This is a genomic window from Amorphoplanes friuliensis DSM 7358 (assembly GCF_000494755.1).
In the GTDB taxonomy this organism is placed as follows: domain Bacteria; phylum Actinomycetota; class Actinomycetes; order Mycobacteriales; family Micromonosporaceae; genus Actinoplanes; species Actinoplanes friuliensis.
In genome coordinates this window covers 1,242,990-1,260,981 of record NC_022657.1, presented here as the reverse complement: position 1 = coordinate 1,260,981, position 17,992 = coordinate 1,242,990, and the positions used below count along the sequence as shown (strand labels likewise).

The following is a 17,992-nucleotide window of genomic DNA, read 5'->3' as shown; positions in this document are numbered from 1 at the left end:
ACGGTCACCGTTGCCTCAACCGCAACCTCGCCGGCAGCGGATCCACCTCGCCGACCGCAGGAGCCAGGCAGGCGGCGGGCGACCTTCCGAGGTCGGGCGGCGCCCGGCGCGGTCGGCGTGGCGTCACTCCGCTGCCGTGGCCGCCGGAGAAGATCAGCCGGACAGCGAACGGGGCGACGTGTCCGAAGACCCGCCGCCCCGTTCATCCCCCCGGTTTGGTACCGCGCGCGCCGTGGGACCCCCCGATCACCATTGACGCTGCGTGTTTATAGATTCACACTCCGCAACCGCTGTGTCAAGCAAATCCGGAAATTTACCGTTTTGTCGAGGCCGAACAACTCCAACGAGCGCACTGCGCCGGGTTGCAGGAGGTGAGCCGGACAGTCCCCCGACATCCGTCTGCCGAAGCCCGGGAAACGGAAAGGCGCCCGGCCTGCCGGCCCGGCGCCTTTCGAGGAGAGCGTGGATCAGCCGGCGACCGAGGCGACGAAGATCTGGCCGACGCCCGCGACCGTCGCCGGGCCCGTCTCGGCCGGGACGTAGGCCGCCGTACCCGGGGTGACCTCGACGGGGGTGCCGTCGACGGCTTCGGCCACGTACACGTCGCCCTGGGTGCCGAAGATGATGCGGGGGCCGGTGCCCGGGAGGCTCAGAGGTGGGGTGGTCGGTGTCAGGGTCAGGCGGTAAAGGGCGAACTCTCGGACCGGGACCTGCCACGTCTGGACGCCCGGGGCCACCTCGGTCGCCGCGAGGATCGGGTTTTCGAGGACCTCGAAGCGCAGGACGCGAAGGAGCTCGCCGACGTCGACGCGTTTGGGGGTGAGGCCGCCGCGGAGGACGTTGTCGCTGGCCGCCATGATTTCTACGCCGGTGCCGGACAGGTAGGCGTGGAGGTTGCCCGCGGGCATCCAGATCGCCTCGCCCGGCGCCAGGTGGACCAGGTTGAGCAGCAGCGCCACCAGGACGCCGGGATCGCCCGGGTAGTGGCCGGCCAGGTCGGTGGCCAGGCTGTAGCTCTCGGCGTGGTCGGACGGGCCGTTCGCGGCCGCCGCGACCACCTCGGTGATCAGCGCCGCCCGGTCGTCGGCGGGCCAGGTCAGGAGGGTCTGGACCGCGTCGCGAAGGCCGGACGGGCCGGTGCGCAGGGCGGCGACGACCGGGGCCAGCCGCGGGATGGCCAGGCCTTCGATCGCCGCGGCCGACACGTCCGGTGCCCGGAATCCGCACAGGGCGTCGAACGCGGTGAGCGCCACCAGCATCTCGGGCTTGTGGTGCGCGTCCGTGTAGTTCCGGGGTGCTGCCGGGTCGGCCTCCTGGGCCGCCCAGGCCTGCTTGGCATAGTCGGCGTCCGGGTGCGCCTGCAGCGACAGCGGCGCCTCCGCGGCCAAGAGCTTCATCAGGTACGGCAGGCGTACGCCGAACTCGTCCGCAACCTCCGCGCCGAGCTGGCCCTTGGGGTCGTCGGCGATGAGTGCCGCCAGGCTGACGGGGCCGTCCGGGCCGGTGACCGTGGAGGGATCACCCGGGTGGGCGCCCAGCCACAGCTCGGCCTCGGGGGCGTCGCTCGGCGCCGGACGGCCCTGGAGCTCGGCGATCGCGGTGCGCGAGCCCCAGGCGTACGGACGGATGACACCTTGCAGCGGGAAGACAGCAGCCACAGCCGCCCTCGTTTCTTTACGCGGTTGCGGGAGCTTCCGAGGCCGCGGGCTTGGGCGCCTGCGGGCTGTAGATGTCCGGCTCGAGGTAGATGACCCGGGCGATCGGCAGTGCCTCGCGGATGCGGGCCTCGGTCTCGTTGATGTGCCGGGCCACCTCCGCCGCACTCTCGGTCGCCGGCACGGCGATCTTGGCCGCGACCAGGAGCTCCTCGGGGCCCAGGTGCAGGGTTTTCATGTGGATGATGCGCTCGACGCCGGGTCCGGCGACGATGGCCTGCTCGATCTTCGTGACGTCCTCGGGGTTGGCGCCCTCGCCCAGCAGCAGGCTCTTCGTCTCGATCGCCAGGATGATCGCGATGACCACGAGCAGCACACCGATGGCGAGGGTGCCGATGCCGTCCCAGACACCGTTGCCGGTGATCAGGGTCAGCACGACGCCGAAGAAGGCGAGCACCAGACCGACGAGCGCACCGGCGTCCTCGAGCAGCACGACCGGCAGCTCGGGAGCCTTGGCGCGGCGGACGAAGTTGACCCACGTGGTCTTGCCGCGGGTGTGGTTCGACTCCTTGATCGCGGTCCGGAACGAGAAGCTCTCCAGGCCGATGGCGATGACCAGCACCGTCACCGGGACCCACTGCCAGGACTCGATGCCCTCACGGTGCTGCACCTTGTGGTAGCCCTCGTAGAGCGCGAAGAGCCCACCCAGGCTGAACAACACGATCGACACGATGAACGCGTAGATGTAGCGCTCACGCCCGTACCCGAAAGGGTGTTCGGGGGTGGCTTTGCGGGTGGCGCGTTTGCCGCCGAGCAGGAGCAGGGCCTGGTTGCCGGAGTCGGCGATCGAGTGGATGCCCTCGGCGAGCATCGACGACGAGCCGGTGAGCAGCCAGGCGAGCAGCTTGGTGGCCGCGATGCCGAGGTTGGCGGCCAGGGCCGCGATGATCGCCCTGGTGCCACCGCCGGCGCTCACTGAAGTCCTTCCGGCATCGGGTTGCTCAGTTCCTTCATCTCGTTGATCGCGGGTACGGCCATGGGGTCGAGGCCGTGCGCCAGCGCCAGGTAGATCGACGCGAAGTCGGGGACCGCCACCAGCGACGCGAGGCGTTCCAGGGCGGAGCCGCCCTCGGCGGTGACCACGTCACAGCGCACACCGCGGCGCTCGGCCAGGGTCTGCACGGCGTCCGCGCGGCGCTCCTCGACGGCGACGGGCTCGTCGGCCTCGTCCTCGGGGTTGAGGCCACCGTCGCGGAAGACGACCAGCCGCAGGCGGGTGTTGGCCTCTTCCTCCTCGTCCGGGTCGGCGAAGATGTCCCGCGACGACTCGGCCAGGCCACCGAACGGACCGTCGAGCAGACCGACACGACCACGGCCGGCCTCACCCAGCGCACCCGCCATGACGGGATAGCGGGCATTCGCGGCCAGGGTGTCCGCGAAACGGCGGGCGGCGACCGTGGCCAGCGGGGACGAGCCCCAGACGATCGGGATCGAGCCGGCCAGGCCCAGGGCCAGGGACTTCGCCGGATTGGTGAAGGACTCGGCATTGGCCCGGCACCGCTCGGCGTCGGCGTCGAGGCGGGCCGCGGTCTCGGCCAGGTCGGCCTCGTTGACCTTGACCAGGCCCAGGCTGCGAGCGGCCAGCAGGACCGGCACGGCCAGGCCCCACAGGCTGGCCCGGGCGGGCGCGCGGCGCGGCACCGGGATGAACGGCGCCCGGGCCCGCTCGGCCATGGCCTGCAGCTCAGAATCGGGGTTGCCGATCGCCACGAGCCGCGCGCCACGCCGGGCAGCGGCGTCCGCGGCGGCCAGCGCCTCGGGGCTGCGACCACTGGCGGACACGGCGATGACCACGTCGGCGGCACCGACCCAGCCGGGAACACCGGCGCTGCGGTGCCCGATGACGGGAACCGGGCAGCGCGGACCCGCGACCGTGGCCAGGATGCTGCCGGTCAGACCGGCCGTACCGATGCCGGCGACCACAACCGCACGCGGGCGGCCCTCGTCGGCCAGGACGGTCAGGTTGGCCTCGGCGGCGAGCGCCGCCGACTCCCGAACCTGCGCACCGGCCGACGCCGTGGCGCGCAGCATGCCGCCCGGGTCGTTCTCGAGCATCGTCTTCTCGTCCTCGAGCAGCGACTCGTCCGCCACCCGGCGGCCGGTGAGGCCGGCCGCTCCCTCGATCGGGCCCGCCATCAAGAAGCCTTTCCGGGCGTGGTCGCTTCGTCCAGCAGCAGCACCGGGATGTCGTCACGCACCTCGAAGACGCGACCACACTCCGTGCACGTCAGTGTCTGCGCGCCCGCGTCGTAATCGAGCGGCGCGTGGTGTGTGTCCGGGCAGGCCAGAATCTCCAGCAACTGCGGGTCGAGGGCCACCGAACGGCTCCTTAAGCGTGCGCAAGCGATAAGCGGAACCAGGTGATCCTAACCGCGAACGATGGCAAGCACTTCGTCGCGGAGGGCCGCCATCCGGTCCGGCTTGGCCGCCTCGACGTTGAGTCGCAGCAGCGGCTCGGTGTTCGAGGCCCGCAGGTTGAACCAGGCGCCGTCGGCGAGCTGCACGGTCATGCCGTCCAGCTCGTCGAACGTGGCGCCGGAATAGGCGGCCCGGACCTCGGCGACCTTGGCCGCCGCGTCGGCGACCGTGCTGTTGATCTCACCCGAGGCGGAGTAACGCTCGAACTCGGCCGCGAAGAGCGACAGCGGCTGGTCCTGCCCGCCGAGCGCCGCCAGCACGTGCAGTGCGGCCAGCATGCCGGTGTCGGCGAACCAGAAGTCGCGGAAGTAGTAGTGCGCGGAGTGCTCGCCACCGAAGACGGCGTTCGTCCGGGCCATCTCGGCCTTGATGAAGGAGTGGCCGACCCGGCTGCGGACGGGCAGGCCGCCGTTCTCCTCGATGATCTCCGGCACCGCGTGGGAGGTGATCAGGTTGTAGATGACCGTGCTGCCGGGGAACTTCGCCAGCTCACGCTTGGCCACCAGCGCGGTGATCGCCGACGGGGACACCGGGTCGCCGTTCTCGTCGACGACGAAGCAGCGGTCGGCGTCGCCGTCGAAGGCGAGACCCAGGTCGGCGCCGTGCTCGCGGACGGCCGCCTGCAGGTCGACGAGGTTGGCCGGGTCCAGCGGGTTGGCCTCGTGGTTGGGGAACGAGCCGTCGAGCTCGAAGTAGAGCGGCACGATCTCCAGCGGGAGCGCCTCCAGCTCCTGGTCACCGAGCACGGCCGGAACGGTGTAGCCGCCCATGCCGTTGCCGGCGTCGACGACGATCTTGAGCGGGCGGATGCCGGAGAGGTCGACCAGCGAGCGCAGGTGCCGGGCGTAATCGGCGAGCAGGTTGACGTGCTCGATCGCCGGCGGCACCTCACCCACCGCGGCAAGATCATCGAGCAGGCCCTCGGCGTACCGGCGCATGACGACCAGGCCACTGTCCTGACCGACCGGACGGGCGCCCGCGCGGCACAGCTTGATGCCGTTGTACTGCGCGGGATTGTGACTGGCGGTGAACATAGCACCGGGCAGGCCGAGCACACCCGAGGCGTAGTAGAGCTGATCGGTCGAGCCGAGGCCGGTGTGCACGACCGTCGCGCCGGCGGAGTTGGCGCCTGCAGCGAACGCCGCGGCCAGGCCTGGCCCGGTCTCGCGCATGTCGTGAGCGATCACGATCCGTTCCGCTGCGTCGCCGGACTCCCGGAGCATCTCCACGAAGGCCGTGCCCAGCGCGCGGGCCACCGTCTCGTTGAGCTGGTCGGGAACGACGCCACGGACGTCGTACGCCTTGACGAGCTGGGACAGATCAGTCAACGCTGGCTCCTCGGCAGACCACAAACAGGACCAGCCGAGAGTAACGGAGCACCGGTAACCGAAAGGTCCCAATGGCGCGGCGTCACCGTCTCGGGACGGTTACGTCCTGGGGGTGCTGATCAGGGCGTCGCGGCAGGCGCGGTCGGCGGCGCGGGTTGTTTCCGGGAGGCGGAAGCGGGGGGTCAGGGTCAGGGTCAGGGCGCACGCGGTGTCGAGGTCCATGCGGTGACCGACCGAGACGAAGACGGGCTTGACTGCCTGCCGGGTCCGCAGGACCGCGCCGACCACTTCGCCGGCATCGACGAGGTCGGATCGGGCGCCGCGCCGGTCGGCCGGTGGGGTCCAGGTGCCGATCAGTGGGGTCTTGCCGACGCCGAACGACGGGAGGCCGGTCAGGACGCCGAGGTGGCACGCGAGTCCGAAGCGGCGGGGGTGGGCCAGGCCGTGGCCGTCGCAGATCAGGACGTCGGGGCGGACCGTGAGTTTTTCCAGTGCCTCGAGCAGCGCCGGGATCTCGCGGAAGGCGAACAGGCCCGGAATGTAGGGGAACGACGGTTTGCCCTGGACCACCGCCGTGTCGCGGACCTCGTGCGTGCGTGTGTCGAGCACGACGATCGCGGCGGCGAGGCGGTCGCCGTCCTCGTGGTAGGCCACGTCGAGGCCGGCGACGGTCGTCGGATCGGCCGGCCCGGGGCCGCCGATCACCCGTGGGCGCAGGGCGTCCTGCACCGCCAGCGCTTCTTCTTCCGTACGCGGAAAGCCCGTAAGCGGTAAGCCGGTCACGGACGCAGACGCTAGCGGCAGGCCGGTCGCGGGGAGTTTCTGCCCCGCGACCGGCCCCGGCTCACGACGGGAGGGCCGCCACCTCTTCGGGCGTGAGCACGCGGCTGCGGATCAGGAAGCGCACCCCCTCGGGCGCCTCCAGGCTGAAACCGCTGCCCCGGCCCGGGACCACGTCCACGGTGATGTGGGTGTGTTTCCAGGCCTGGTACTGCGACGTGCTCATCCAGAAGGAGATGGGCTCGTCCACGCCGTCGATGTGGAGCTCCTCGAGGAGCACGTCACTCGCGCCGGTGCGGAACTCACCCTCCAGGTAACACATCGGGGCGCTGCCGTCACAGCAGCCGCCGGACTGGTGGAACATCAACGGGCCGTGCTGCCCCCGCAGCGACCGCATCAGGTCGGCCGCCGCAGGGGTCACGTCTACTCGGGCTCCCATGGCCTAGAAGAATCCCATGGCCTTGGGCGAGTAGCTGACCAGCAGGTTCTTCGTCTGCTGGTAGTGGTCGAGCATCATCTTGTGGTTCTCGCGGCCGATGCCGGACTGCTTGTAACCGCCGAACGCGGCGTGCGCCGGGTACAGGTGGTAGCAGTTCGTCCAGACGCGACCGGCCTTGATCGCCCGGCCCGCCCGGTACGCCGTGTTCGAGTCGCGGGTCCAGAGGCCGGCGCCGAGGCCGTACAGGGTGTCGTTGGCGGTCTTGATCGCGTCGGCGTAGTCGGAGAACGACGTCACCGAGACGACCGGGCCGAAGATCTCCTCCTGGAAGATCCGCATCGAGTTGGAGCCCTCGAAGACGGTCGGCTGCACGTAGTAGCCGCCGGCGAGGTCGCCGCCGAGGTCGGCGCGGGCACCACCGATGAGGACCTTGGCGCCCTCCTGCCGGCCGATGTCGAAGTACGACAGGATCTTCTCGAGCTGGTCGTTCGACGCCTGCGCGCCGACCTGGGTGTCGGTGTCCAGCGGGTTGCCCTGCTTCATGTTCTCCACGCGCTTGACGCCCGCGGCCAGGAAGTCCGAGTAGTGGCCCTGCTGGATCAGCGCCCGCGACGGGCAGGTGCAGACCTCACCCTGGTTCAGGGCGAACATCGAGAAACCCTCGAGCGCCTTGTCCAGGAAGTCGTCGTCGGCCGCGCTGACGTCGTCGAAGAAGATGTTCGGGCTCTTGCCGCCGAGCTCCAGCGTCACCGGGATGATGTTCTCGGACGCGTACTGCATGATCAGGCGGCCGGTGGTGGTCTCACCGGTGAAGGCGACCTTGGCGACGCGGTTCGAGCTGGCCAGCGGCTTGCCGGCCTCGACGCCGAAGCCGTTCACGATGTTGACGACACCCGGCGGCAGCAGGTCCGCGATCAGCGACATCCAGTAGTGGATCGAGGCGGGGGTCTGCTCGGCGGGCTTGAGCACCACGGCGTTGCCGGCGGCCAGCGCGGGGGCGAGCTTCCAGACCGCCATCAGGATCGGGAAGTTCCACGGGATGATCTGAGCGACGACGCCGAGCGGCTCGTGGAAGTGGTACGCCACGGTGTCGTCGTCGATCTCGCCGAGGGTGCCCTCCTGGGCCCGCAGCGCACCGGCGAAGTACCGGAAGTGGTCGATCGCCAGCGGGATGTCGGCGGCCATCGTCTCGCGGACGGGCTTGCCGTTCTCCCAGGTCTCGGCGACGGCGAGCTTCTCGAGGTTCTGCTCCATCCGGTCGGCGATCCGGTTGAGGATGTTGGCCCGCTCGGCCACCGAGGTACGCCCCCAGGCGTCGGCGGCGCCGTGCGCGGCGTCCAGCGCCCGCTCGACGTCGTCCGCGGTGCCGCGGGCGATCTCACAGAAGTTCTGGCCGTTCACCGGCGAGGGGTTCTCGAAATACTGACCCTTGGCAGGCGGTACGTACTCGCCACCGATCCAGTGGTCGTACCGGGACTCGTAGTTGACGACCGCGCCGTCAGTTCCGGGCGGAGAGTAGATGGCCATGCTGGTGTCCTCCGTACCTGGGTTCGGGTACGGGCGACGTTAGTTACGAGGACGTTGCACAGACGTTGCAGAGTTGATGGCCTCGCCTCCGGCTCCGCGGGATTGCGCCCCGGGAGGTCGGTGTCGGGGCCACCGAAAATGACTACGGCAAAAGACGCCTGGTCATTTTCGGCGTCCCCGACACCGACGGGCGCAATCCGTACTCCCCGGCCAGCTCGACGACACGGTTCAGGGCGTGGGGGCGGGCTGGGGAGCCTGGTGGGAGGGCTGTTGCGTAGGCCTCCCACATCTCGAGGTCGTCGGCGCCCCAGGGTGCGCCGACCCAGGTCTGGATCAGCCGGGGGTCGCCGCCGGTGAGGACGGCCGCGCGCAGCCGCGAGTCGATCAGCCGGCGCAGGCGGACGATGCCCGGCGCGTCCGAGGACGGCAGCAGCGGCCCGTCGTAGGCGGCGAGCGCCTCCGCGACCAGCCCGCACTCGAGCAGGCGGGTCACGGTGAGGAAGTCGGCGCCGAGCTCGGCGCGCAGCCGGTAGGGCCGCGAGTCCAGCAGCTCCGGCCCGAGGATCCGCCGCAGGCGCGAGAGCTCGGCGCGCACGGTCACCGGGTTCAGGTCGTCGGCATACAGATCAAAGGCGAGCTGATCCCCGGTACGCCCTTCCGGGTGCACCAGGAGCAGGACGAGGAGCTCCGAATGCCGCCGCCCGAGACGGAGGCGCCGCCCGCCGACCGACAGCACGGCGTCCTCACGACCCGACACCGAGACGGTGGCGGCGTGCTTCTCGGGCGCGGGCTGGTGAGCGCTGAGATAGGCCTCGGCCGCGAGTGCGGTCGCCCGGACCAGCGCGAGGCTGTGCGGGTTGGCGAGGTGGTCGCCACCGGTGACGTCGATGGCGCCGAGCAGCCGCCCGGTCGCCGGGTCGTGGATCGGCGCGGCCGCGCACGTCCAGCGCTGCACACCCCGGCTGAAGTGCTCGGTGGCGAAGATCTGCAGCGGGTGGTCGACGGCCAGGGCCGTACCGGGGGCGTTGGTGCCGGCGTGCGCCTCGTCCCAGCGGGCGCCGGGCACGAAGTTCATCGACTCGGCGCCGCGCAGCACGGAGGCGGTGCCCTCGACCCAGAGCAGGCGGCCGTGCGCGTCGCAGACCGCCATCATGTGGTCGCCGTCGTCGGCCAGCCCGCCGAGCAGATCCCGGAAGATCGGCAGCACCCGGGCCAGGGGGTGCGCCGCGCGGTACGCCTCCAGGTCCCCGTCGCTCAGCTCGATCGGCGCGGTGCTGTCCGGATTGACCAGTGCTCCCGCGGACCGGCGCCAGGAATCGGCCACCACGGACCGCACCTGCGTCACCGCCTGCTCGCCGGTCACGAAGCGCTCGTGCGCGCGGCCCACCTGGCTGATGCGTTCGGTGGGGTCGGCGCCGAGGGTGAGGGCGAGCCACGGATTGGACATGCGCACCTCCAGTCCCCACCATCGTGACCCGCATCACGTCCAACGACAACCATCTGTTCAGGGAAAAGACCATCCCGGCATAGGCTGCGGGCGTGGACACGACAGCGTTCTACGTCGCCGGCGAGGCAGTGCACGGCGACGAGGAAGTGGCGGTGACCCACCCGTACGACGGACGGGTGGTCGGGCGTACCACCTGGGCCAGGGATGAGCAGGTCGAGGCCGCTGTCGCGGCAGCGGCCGCAGTGGCCGATCGGGCCGCGGCACTGCCCGCCCACGTCCGTGCGGCGGCGCTGGACCACGTGTCGCGCCGCATCGGCGAACGCCGCGAGGAAATCGCCGCACTGATCACCGCCGAGAACGGCAAGCCGCTGAAGTGGGCGCGGATCGAGGCCGACCGGGCCGTCTCGGTGTTCCGCTGGGCCGCCGAGGAGGCGCGCCGCTTCGCCGGTGACCTGCAGCGGCTCGACACCGACCCGGGCGGCACCGGCCGGATCGCCGTGGTCAGGCGGGTGCCGCGGGGACCGGTGCTGGGGATCTCGCCGTTCAACTTTCCGCTGAACCTGGTCGCGCACAAGGTTGCCCCGGCCATCGCCGTCGGCGCGCCGATCGTGCTCAAGCCCGCGCCGGCAACCCCGCTGACCGCGCTGCTGCTCGGCGAGATCCTGGCCGAGACCGACCTGCCCGCCGGGATGTTCTCGGTGCTGCCGGTCCCGAACGACCGGGCGCCGGCGCTGGTCGCGGACCCCCGGCTCCCGATCGTGTCGTTCACCGGGTCGGGCCCGGTCGGCGCGCAGATCCGCCGCGCGGCACCGGAAAAACACGTGACGCTCGAACTCGGCGGCAACGCGGCCGTGCTGCTCTGCGCCGACTACGGCAGCGACGCCGACCTCGACTGGGCAGCTCAGCGGGTGGCGACGTTCGGCACGTACCAGGCCGGACAGAGCTGCATCGCGGTCCAGCGGGTCTACGTGCACGCCGCGCACACCGGCTTTCTGCCGCGCCTGACCGAGGCGGTCGCCGCGTTGCGTACCGGTGACCCGAACGACCCGGAGGTCGAGGTCGGCCCGATGATCAGCGAAGACGCCGCGAAGCGGGTCGAGCAGTGGGTCGACGAGGCCGTCGCCGCCGGAGCCACCGTGGTGGCCGGCGGCAAGCGCGACGGCGCGACCTACCCGCCGACGGTCCTGACCGGCGTGCCGGCGGGGGCCAAGGTGGTCGCCGAGGAAGTCTTCGGGCCGGTGCTGGTGGTCTCCGAGGTCACCGACGACACCGCCGGCTTCGCAGCGATCAACAACTCCGCGTACGGGCTCCAGGCGGGCGTTTTCACTCACAGCATCCAGACGGCGTTCACCGCCCACCGCGAACTCAAGGTCGGCGGCGTGATCGTGGGCGACGTCCCGTCCTACCGCGCCGACCAGATGCCGTACGGCGGTGTGAAAGGCAGTGGGGTCGGCCGTGAGGGCGTGGCGAGCGCGATGGACGACTACACCGAGCCGCGCGTCATGGTGCTGACCGGAGTCGATCTCTGACCGTGCGGGGTCGCCCATCCGGGCAGTGACGGGTGTCTTTGCGGGCAAACGGTCATCCGTGCCGTCGTGCGCTGCGTACCGGTGGGCAGACCTAACTGAGGAGTACCGCCATGCCCCGTACGCGTACACGCCTCCGGGCACTGACCCTGGCTGCCGCAGCGACCGTCGTCGCCGGTGTCGGCGCCGTCACCTACCAGGCCTCCGCCGCCGAACTCGCCGGTGGACCGGGCCCGCGACCGCACCCGAGCGCGTCGCCGTCGCCCATCGACCCGCCGGCCGGCGCCAAGCGCATCGGCTCCTTCCGCGTCACCACCGGTACCCAGACCTACACCTGCACCGGCGGCGTCTTCACCGGCTCCTCGGTGCCCGAGGCCCAGCTCGCAGGCCCCGGCGGCCGCATCCACCACTTCAAGGGACCGAGCTGGCAGTCCACCCGCGACGGTTCGCTGGTCACCGCCAAGAAGAAGGACGAGCTGCCGCGCACCGGCGCGATCCCGGAGCTGCTGCTCGAGGTCACCAGCCACAGCGGACCCGCCGACGGCCTGCTCGCCAAGGCAACCTACATCCAGCGCCTCTCCACCACCGGCGGCCTAGCACCGGCCGGCGCCTGCACCGACGGCGCCACCAAAGCCGTCCGCTACGGCGCTGTCTACGTCTTCTGGGCGTAGTCCCACCCTCGTCACAGGACGGCGGTTGCCCTTTCGGGTAACCGCCGTCTTCTGTTCTCCCCCATCAGTGCCACGCCTCCGGGTGATCGAGGTTTCCGGGCGGACGCGGGACCATATTTCTCCCGTCCCCGTTTGTGGTCACCGGACGGAGTTGTCTGTGATGCGTACCCCCAAGGTTCTGTTCCTCGGATTTGCCCTGGCCGTCCTGGCCGGCTGCGGCACGGCCGTTGCCGACGAGAACGGCCCTGTGTGGATCGGTGCCGCGCCGCCGAGCGAACCCGCGCCCTCCGTTTCCTCTCCCTCTGCGAAACCCAAGCGCACCCCGGTGGGCGTTCCTCTCAAGACCACTCCGGTACGCGCAAAGCCGACCGCCACCACCACCCCCACCAAGGTGAAGCACAAGGCGCACACCGGGCCGTCCGAAAGCCTGATGAAAACCGGTGACACCGGTGTCGCGCTGACCTTCGACGACGGCCCCGACCCCGCCCAGACCCCGCGGATGCTCGACCTGCTCAAGAAGAACCACGTCAAGGCGACGTTCTGCGTGGTGGGCGAGAACGCGCAGGCGTTCCCCGACCTGATCAAGCGAATCGTCGACGAGGGGCACACCCTCTGCAACCACACGTGGCGGCACAGCCTGACACTCGGCAAGAAGAAGCCGGCCACGATCAAGGCGGACCTGCAGCGCACCAACGACGCCATCCACGCGGCCGTCCCCGACGCCCCGATCAAATACATGCGGGCGCCCGGCGGCAACTTCACCGACCGCTTCGTCACGGTCGCGTCCGAACTCGGCATGAAATCGATCTACTGGCAGGTCGACCCCCGCGACTGGGAGCACCCAGCCACCGAAACGGACGGCGCCCACAAAGCCAAGATCATCCACTCGGTCAAAAAGCACGTTGGCAAGGGGGCGATCGTGCTCAGCCATGACTATGCGCAGCCGGACACGATCGAGGCGTACGAAGAGCTCCTGCCGTGGTTGAAGGGCCGCTACAAGCTCGTCGCCTTGCCTCGGTGACCTGCGCGCAGCTCTCGTCGACGCAGGGCTGGACCGGTGCAGGCCCAACTTCCTTGATGTTGGCCCCTGCAACCCGCAACTGCCGCTGCTGACAGACAGCTCGGCCGGTGCAGCCCCAACTTCCCTGATGTCGGGCCCTCACCGCGCGTCCACCGGCACACAGCCGGACGGCGCTAGCCCAACTTCCTTGATGTCGGGCCCTGCACCGCGCCGCTGCCGCAAAGCTAGGCCAGCGCAAGCCCAACTTCCTTGATGTCGGGCCCTGCAGCACGCCGCTGCCGCAAAGCTAGGCCGGCGCAAGCCCAACTCCTTGATGTCGGGCACAGCGCGCAGCCACCGCCCACATCAGCTGGCCGGCAAAAGCTCAACTTCCCCGATGTCGGCCCCTGCACCGCCCCCAACCCTCGCTGACACACAGCTCGGACAGCAGACCCCGCAACTTCCTTGATGTTGGGCCTGCGTCGCAGCCCTCGCCGACTCACAGCCAGACCGGTGAAAGCCCAACCTCCGCGATGTCGGGCCCACACTGCGCAGTCCCCGCCGACACAGCCAGACCGGTGAAAACCCAGCTTTCCTGATGTCGGCCTCTGCACCGCCCGCGCTCAGCTCGGCCGGTGCAGCCCAACTTCCTTGATGTTGGGCCTGAGCCGCGCAACTGGCTGGCGCGCACGCTGCCGGCCGGTTCGAAGACTGCCAACGCCGGAAAAGTCGGACATCGCCCGCCCCGGACGTCCGCGCAGCGCGGCTGGCTTCACACGGGCGCGCAGGACGTCGTCGGCTGGAGACGCGGCGTCAAGCACGCGGCCGCCAGGCGTACTTGAGTCAGGCACGCAGCGGCAGGCGTACCTGACGGTCAGGCATGCGGCGGCCAGGCGTACCAGGGCTCAGTGAGAAGGCGGGATGACGCGGAGGTGGCCGCGGCGGCCGGTCTGGTGGCCTGGGAGGTTGTCGTGCTCCTCCGGGCGGGGCGGTGGCGCCGGACGGGCCGCCTCCCGCACCGCGTCGGCCAGGGCGACGAGGTCGTCCGTGGTCGGCGGGGGTGGGGCGAAGTCACCGTCGTGGCGGACCAGTTCCCAGCCGCGGGGTGCGGTGAGGCTGCGGGCGTGGGGTTCGCACAGGTCGTACGTGTGGGGTTCGGCGAAGGCCGCCAGCGGGCCGACCACCGCGGTCGAGTCGCTGTAGACGTAGGTCAGCGTGGCGACCGCCTGTCGGGGACAGCCGTTCCGGGAGCAACGCCGTGGTGACCTCACGGCGGCACGTTATCTCTCCGCGGCGGCGCGCAGCGGCGACACGCCGACCCACGATGCATCACGATTTTGACATGGCGCACCGACACGCCGTCCCAATGGGACGAATTCCCGGGGACGAAACGCGGCCGACACAGCCTGACCACGGACGACGGCCTGCGCGGGCTAGGCTGACCGGCGTGACTACCAGCCCCGACCGTCGTCGTTCCGGCGCGGATCCCGGCCGTCCCGGCGCCGATCCCGTGCGTCCCGGTGCGGACCCCGGCCGGTCCGCTCGTGCCGGCGGGCCCGGGCGGCCCGCTCGCCGCGACCGGCATGGTCGCGGGCTTCGCGGTCGTCTGGTGCCGGCGACCGTGCCGCTCGCCCGCACCAAGGCGGAGATCTTCGACGACCTTGTCCTGGACACGGTCGAGAGTCTCGAGCGGCGGTACGCCAAGGAGCTGGCGGGTGTCGAGTTCGCCGTGGAGGACGTGCCCCCGGAGCTGAACGTCTACGACTCCGATGTGCTCGAGGACGGCGAGGTGCCCCTGGCCCGGCTGTTGCCGGGTCGTCCCGGACGCCAGGAGTTGCCGCCGCGGATCGTGCTGTACCGGCGGCCGCTGGAGTTCCGGGCGATGGACCGTGAGGACCTCGCCGACCTCGTACACGATGTGATCATCGAGCAGGTCGCCAACCTGCTCGGCGTGGATCCTGACGAACTTTCCTGAGACGGCCCCCCGGCGTCTGGGAAGTTCGTGCGTCAGGCGACCCGACGCTTGAGCTTGCGGCGTTCGCGCTCGCTGAGCCCGCCCCAGATTCCGAAACGCTCGTCGTGGCCCAGCGCGTATTCCAGGCATTCGGACTTCACGTCGCAGCGGCCGCAGATGCGCTTCGCCTCGCGGGTCGAACCGCCCTTCTCCGGGAAGAATGCCTCTGGATCGGTCTGCGAGCACAGTGCCCGTTCCTGCCACTCGGGCGCGTCCCCGAGCAGGTCCACCCCTTCAACCTGCGCTTCCATCGGCGTGCCTCCTTTTCCGCGCCGGCAGCGATGCCTGCGCTGACCCCCCACGCACGCGGCGTGTTTCTTGCGGGAATCTCGCGGTTCGCGCCGCGTCATTCCCACAACCCCACCGAAATTACACGCGTGTAAGACGTGCGTCGTCAAGCCGAACCTGATAAATAGGCCCGTTTCCTCGAGGCTCTGTCGCCGCCTCGTGGTCCCGTTCCAGCCCTATCTCTCAGAGCCACCGGAAGGTAACGCGAGGTCGGCGCGTCGAGTCCAAATTACCCCATTTTGTGACCTGTTGACTAGGGGTGAAGATCAGCGACGTCCGTACACGGTGGTGCGCTCGGCGGCGGGGCGTCCTGCGGAAGCGGCCAATTCCTTCAATTGCGCGACCGTACGCGCGGATCCGTGCTCCGACCCGGCCATTCGCGAGATCGTCTCCTCCATGAGCGTGCCGCCGAGGTCGTTGCACCCGCCGTTGAGCATGGCCACGGTGCCCTCGTCGCCCAGCTTCACCCAGGAACACTGGATGTTGCCGATCCGGCCGTGGAGCAGAATCCGGGCCATCGCGTGGACAACGCGGTTTTCCCGCCAGGTGGGACCGGGGCGAGCGATGCCGGCCAGATAGATCGGCGCATTCGTGTGAATGAAGGGCAATCCCACAAATTCCGTGAAGCCGCCCGTGGTGTCCTGGATCCCGGCGAGCACGCGGAAGTGCCCGAGCCACTGCCGTGGGTGGTCGACGTGGCCGTACATCATCGTCGAACTGGAACGGATGCCCACCTGGTGCGCCGTGGTCACCACGTCGATCCACGCCGAGGCGGGGAGCTTGCCCTTGGTCAGCACCCAGCGCACGTCGTCGTCGAGGATCTCGGCGGCCGTGCCGGGGATCGTGTCGAGCCCGGCCTCGTGCAGCTCAGTGAGCCAGTCGCGCACCGACACACCCGCCTTGGCGGCACCCGTGACGATCTCCATCGGCGAGAACGCGTGCACGTGCATGCCCGGCACGCGGCTCTTCACGGCCCGGACCAGGTCGGCGTACGCGGTGATCGGCATCTTGGGGTCGATGCCGCCCTGCATGCAGACCTCGGTGGCGCCGTCCTTCCAGGCCTCCTCGGCCCGGTCGGCGACCTGCTCGACCGAGAGCCTGTACGCGTCAGCGTCCTTCTCCCGCTGCGCGAACGCACAGAAGCGGCACCCCACGTAACAGACGTTGGAGAAGTTGATGTTGCGGTTGACCACGTAGGTGACGTCGTCGCCGTTGACCTCGCGGCGCAGGTCGTCGGCGATGCGGGCCAGCTCGTCCAGTGCGGACCCGTCCGCGTTGAAGAGCGCCATCGCCTTGACCTCGTTGGCCGGGTCGAGCAGCGCGCCCGGGTCCTCGGCCGCCAGTTTCAGGCCGGCGAGCACGTCGGACTCGACGCGCGGGACGACCTTGCCGGCACCGGCGGCGACGGCCTCGGCGGAGATGTGGGCCGCCACCTCGTCCCAGTCGCCGTAGACACTGTCGAAGTCACCGCGGCGGTCGCTGGTGCGCCCGTCGGTGTCGATGGACGCGAACAGGTCGGTCCGGCCACCGGCGGCGTACGCGTCGTCGGGCTCCTGCCACGGCAGCCCGACGGGCATCGCGTCCTCGCGCGCCAGGCCCGTCTCCGGGTCGGAGAGTGCGGCCACGTGCGCGGCGAGGCGGGGGTCGAGCCAGTTCTCTCCCCGGCGTACGTACTCGGGGTAGATCGTGAGGCGTTCCCGCAGCTCGAAGCCGGCTTCCCGGGAGTGCTGCCGCAGTGACTCGATCTGCGGCCAGGGCCGCTCGGGGTTGACGTGATCGGGCGTCACCGGGGAGACGCCACCCCAGTCGTCGATGCCCGCGCGCAGCAGCAGGGCGAACTCTCCCGCGATGAGGTTGGGCGGGGCCTGGATCCGGGCACGCGGACCGTTGATGACCCGGGCGACCGCAACCGTGGCGGCGAGCTCCCGCAGCTCGGCGTCGGGCATGCCGCGCATCGCCGTGTCCGGCTTGGCGCGGAAGTTCTGGATGATGAGCTCCTGGATGTGGCCGAACTCGCGGGCCGTGCGGCGCATCGCGAAGAGCGCGTCCACCCGCTCGGCCGGCGTCTCGCCGATGCCGATCAGGATGCCGGTGGTGAACGGCACACCGACGCGGCCGGCGTCGTCGAGCACCCGCAGCCGCACCGCGGGCTCCTTGTCGGGCGAGCCGTAGTGCGGGCCGCCCGGCTCCGACCAGAGCCGGGTCGCGGTCGTCTCCAGCATCATGCCCATGCTCGGCGCGACCGGCTTGAGCCGCTGCAGCTCGGCCCAGCTCATGATGCCCGGGTTGAGGTGGGGCAGCAGGCCCGTCTCCTCGAGCACGGCGATCGCGCACGCCCTGACGTAGTCGAGCGTCGAGTCGTAACCGCGCTCGTCCAGCCACTGCCGGGCCGCCGGCCAGCGCTCCTCGGGGCGGTCACCGAGGGTGAACAGCGCCTCCTTGCAGCCCTGCGCGGCGCCCTCCCGGGCGATCGCGAGCACCTCGTCGCGTTCGAGGAAGGCCGCCGGCAACCGGTGCGGGACGGTCGCGAACGTGCAGTAATGACAGCGGTCGCGGCACAGCCGCGTCAGCGGGATGAAGACCTTTTTCGAATAGGTCACCACGCCCGGGCGCCCGGCCTCGCGGAGCCCCGCGTCACGGACACCGCCAGCAATCGCCAGGAGTTCGTCGAAGAGCGGCCCCTCGGCCGCCAGCAGGGCCGTCGCCTCGTCGGCATCGACCGCCTTGCCGTCGGAGGCACGCTTGAGCGCGCGTCGGATGCTGGCCTCAGTCACGTCTGCCACCTGTGCAGCCTAGGCCGGAATGATGTCAGCTGCTGTCGGGGCTGCCGGTCGGTGCA

16 protein-coding genes are annotated in these 17,992 nt (G+C 70.4%); 4 read left to right on the top strand and 12 right to left on the bottom strand.

Annotated features, from left to right (window positions below; genetic code table 11):
• Positions 1 to 467 precede the first annotated feature (467 nt).
• The 9 genes from manA to AFR_RS05760 all read right to left on the bottom strand — a co-directional run bounded on the left by manA (position 468) and on the right by AFR_RS05760 (position 9,654).
• The gene (gene manA / locus AFR_RS05800; RefSeq protein WP_023358967.1) at positions 468 to 1,658 is read right to left on the bottom strand and encodes a mannose-6-phosphate isomerase, class I; all 1,191 of its coding nucleotides are present in this window, start codon (positions 1,656 to 1,658) and stop codon (positions 468 to 470) included.
• A 16-nt stretch (positions 1,659 to 1,674) separates the two neighbouring features.
• Positions 1,675 to 2,631, bottom strand: a complete 957-nt coding sequence (locus AFR_RS05795) for a cation diffusion facilitator family transporter (RefSeq protein ID WP_023358966.1) — start codon at positions 2,629 to 2,631, stop codon at positions 1,675 to 1,677.
• Positions 2,628 to 3,851 (bottom strand): SIS domain-containing protein, encoded by a 1,224-nt coding sequence (locus AFR_RS05790; RefSeq protein WP_023358965.1) that lies wholly within the window; start codon positions 3,849 to 3,851, stop codon positions 2,628 to 2,630. The genes AFR_RS05795 and AFR_RS05790 overlap by 4 nt, the downstream gene beginning before the upstream one ends.
• The gene (locus tag AFR_RS05785) at positions 3,851 to 4,033 is read right to left on the bottom strand and encodes a Trm112 family protein (protein WP_023358964.1); all 183 of its coding nucleotides are present in this window, start codon (positions 4,031 to 4,033) and stop codon (positions 3,851 to 3,853) included. The genes AFR_RS05790 and AFR_RS05785 overlap by 1 nt, the downstream gene beginning before the upstream one ends.
• A 48-nt stretch (positions 4,034 to 4,081) precedes the next feature.
• Positions 4,082 to 5,461, bottom strand: a complete 1,380-nt coding sequence (locus AFR_RS05780) for a phosphomannomutase/phosphoglucomutase (RefSeq protein ID WP_023358963.1) — start codon at positions 5,459 to 5,461, stop codon at positions 4,082 to 4,084.
• Positions 5,462 to 5,560: 99 nt separating this feature from the next.
• Complete coding sequence (gene nfi / locus AFR_RS05775; RefSeq protein WP_041840637.1) at positions 5,561 to 6,244, bottom strand: deoxyribonuclease V; 684 nt, start codon at positions 6,242 to 6,244, stop codon at positions 5,561 to 5,563.
• A gap of 61 nt (positions 6,245 to 6,305) precedes the next feature.
• Positions 6,306 to 6,680: a DUF779 domain-containing protein gene (locus AFR_RS05770; RefSeq protein WP_041840636.1), complete on the bottom strand. Its 375-nt coding sequence runs from the start codon at positions 6,678 to 6,680 to the stop codon at positions 6,306 to 6,308.
• Between the two features lie 3 nt (positions 6,681 to 6,683).
• Complete coding sequence (gene adh / locus AFR_RS05765; protein WP_023358960.1) at positions 6,684 to 8,207, bottom strand: aldehyde dehydrogenase; 1,524 nt, start codon at positions 8,205 to 8,207, stop codon at positions 6,684 to 6,686.
• Positions 8,208 to 8,349: 142 nt separating this feature from the next.
• Positions 8,350 to 9,654 (bottom strand): GAF domain-containing protein, encoded by a 1,305-nt coding sequence (locus AFR_RS05760; protein ID WP_023358959.1) that lies wholly within the window; start codon positions 9,652 to 9,654, stop codon positions 8,350 to 8,352.
• A gap of 92 nt (positions 9,655 to 9,746) precedes the next feature.
• Here AFR_RS05760 and AFR_RS05755 point away from each other — a divergent pair, with 92 nt between their 5' ends.
• The 3 genes from AFR_RS05755 (at position 9,747) to AFR_RS47635 (ending at position 12,872) form a co-directional block, all read left to right on the top strand.
• Positions 9,747 to 11,183, top strand: a complete 1,437-nt coding sequence (locus AFR_RS05755) for an aldehyde dehydrogenase family protein (protein ID WP_023358958.1) — start codon at positions 9,747 to 9,749, stop codon at positions 11,181 to 11,183.
• A gap of 110 nt (positions 11,184 to 11,293) precedes the next feature.
• Positions 11,294 to 11,851: a DUF3455 domain-containing protein gene (locus AFR_RS05750; protein ID WP_023358957.1), complete on the top strand. Its 558-nt coding sequence runs from the start codon at positions 11,294 to 11,296 to the stop codon at positions 11,849 to 11,851.
• An 82-nt stretch (positions 11,852 to 11,933) separates the two neighbouring features.
• Positions 11,934 to 12,872 carry a polysaccharide deacetylase family protein gene (locus AFR_RS47635; protein ID WP_238547236.1) on the top strand — a complete coding sequence of 313 codons (939 nt, stop codon included), beginning with the start codon at positions 11,934 to 11,936 and terminating at the stop codon, positions 12,870 to 12,872.
• A gap of 884 nt (positions 12,873 to 13,756) precedes the next feature.
• Here the strand turns inward: AFR_RS47635 and AFR_RS05740 are convergent.
• On the bottom strand, positions 13,757 to 14,122 hold the full coding sequence (locus AFR_RS05740) for a DUF3499 domain-containing protein (protein WP_023358955.1): 366 nt from the start codon (positions 14,120 to 14,122) through the stop codon (positions 13,757 to 13,759).
• 239 nt (positions 14,123 to 14,361) lie between these two features.
• On the opposite strand from AFR_RS05740, the gene AFR_RS05735 reads away from it, so the two are divergent.
• A complete protein-coding gene (locus AFR_RS05735; protein ID WP_052359331.1) occupies positions 14,362 to 14,826 on the top strand; it encodes a metallopeptidase family protein in 465 nt (154 codons plus the stop codon).
• A 32-nt stretch (positions 14,827 to 14,858) separates the two neighbouring features.
• Here AFR_RS05735 and AFR_RS05730 read toward each other — a convergent pair whose 3' ends face one another.
• On the bottom strand, positions 14,859 to 15,116 hold the full coding sequence (locus AFR_RS05730) for a WhiB family transcriptional regulator (RefSeq protein ID WP_023358953.1): 258 nt from the start codon (positions 15,114 to 15,116) through the stop codon (positions 14,859 to 14,861).
• A 303-nt stretch (positions 15,117 to 15,419) separates the two neighbouring features.
• The gene (locus AFR_RS05725) at positions 15,420 to 17,936 is read right to left on the bottom strand and encodes a bifunctional FO biosynthesis protein CofGH (protein WP_041840635.1); all 2,517 of its coding nucleotides are present in this window, start codon (positions 17,934 to 17,936) and stop codon (positions 15,420 to 15,422) included.
• Positions 17,937 to 17,992: the final 56 nt, after the last annotated feature.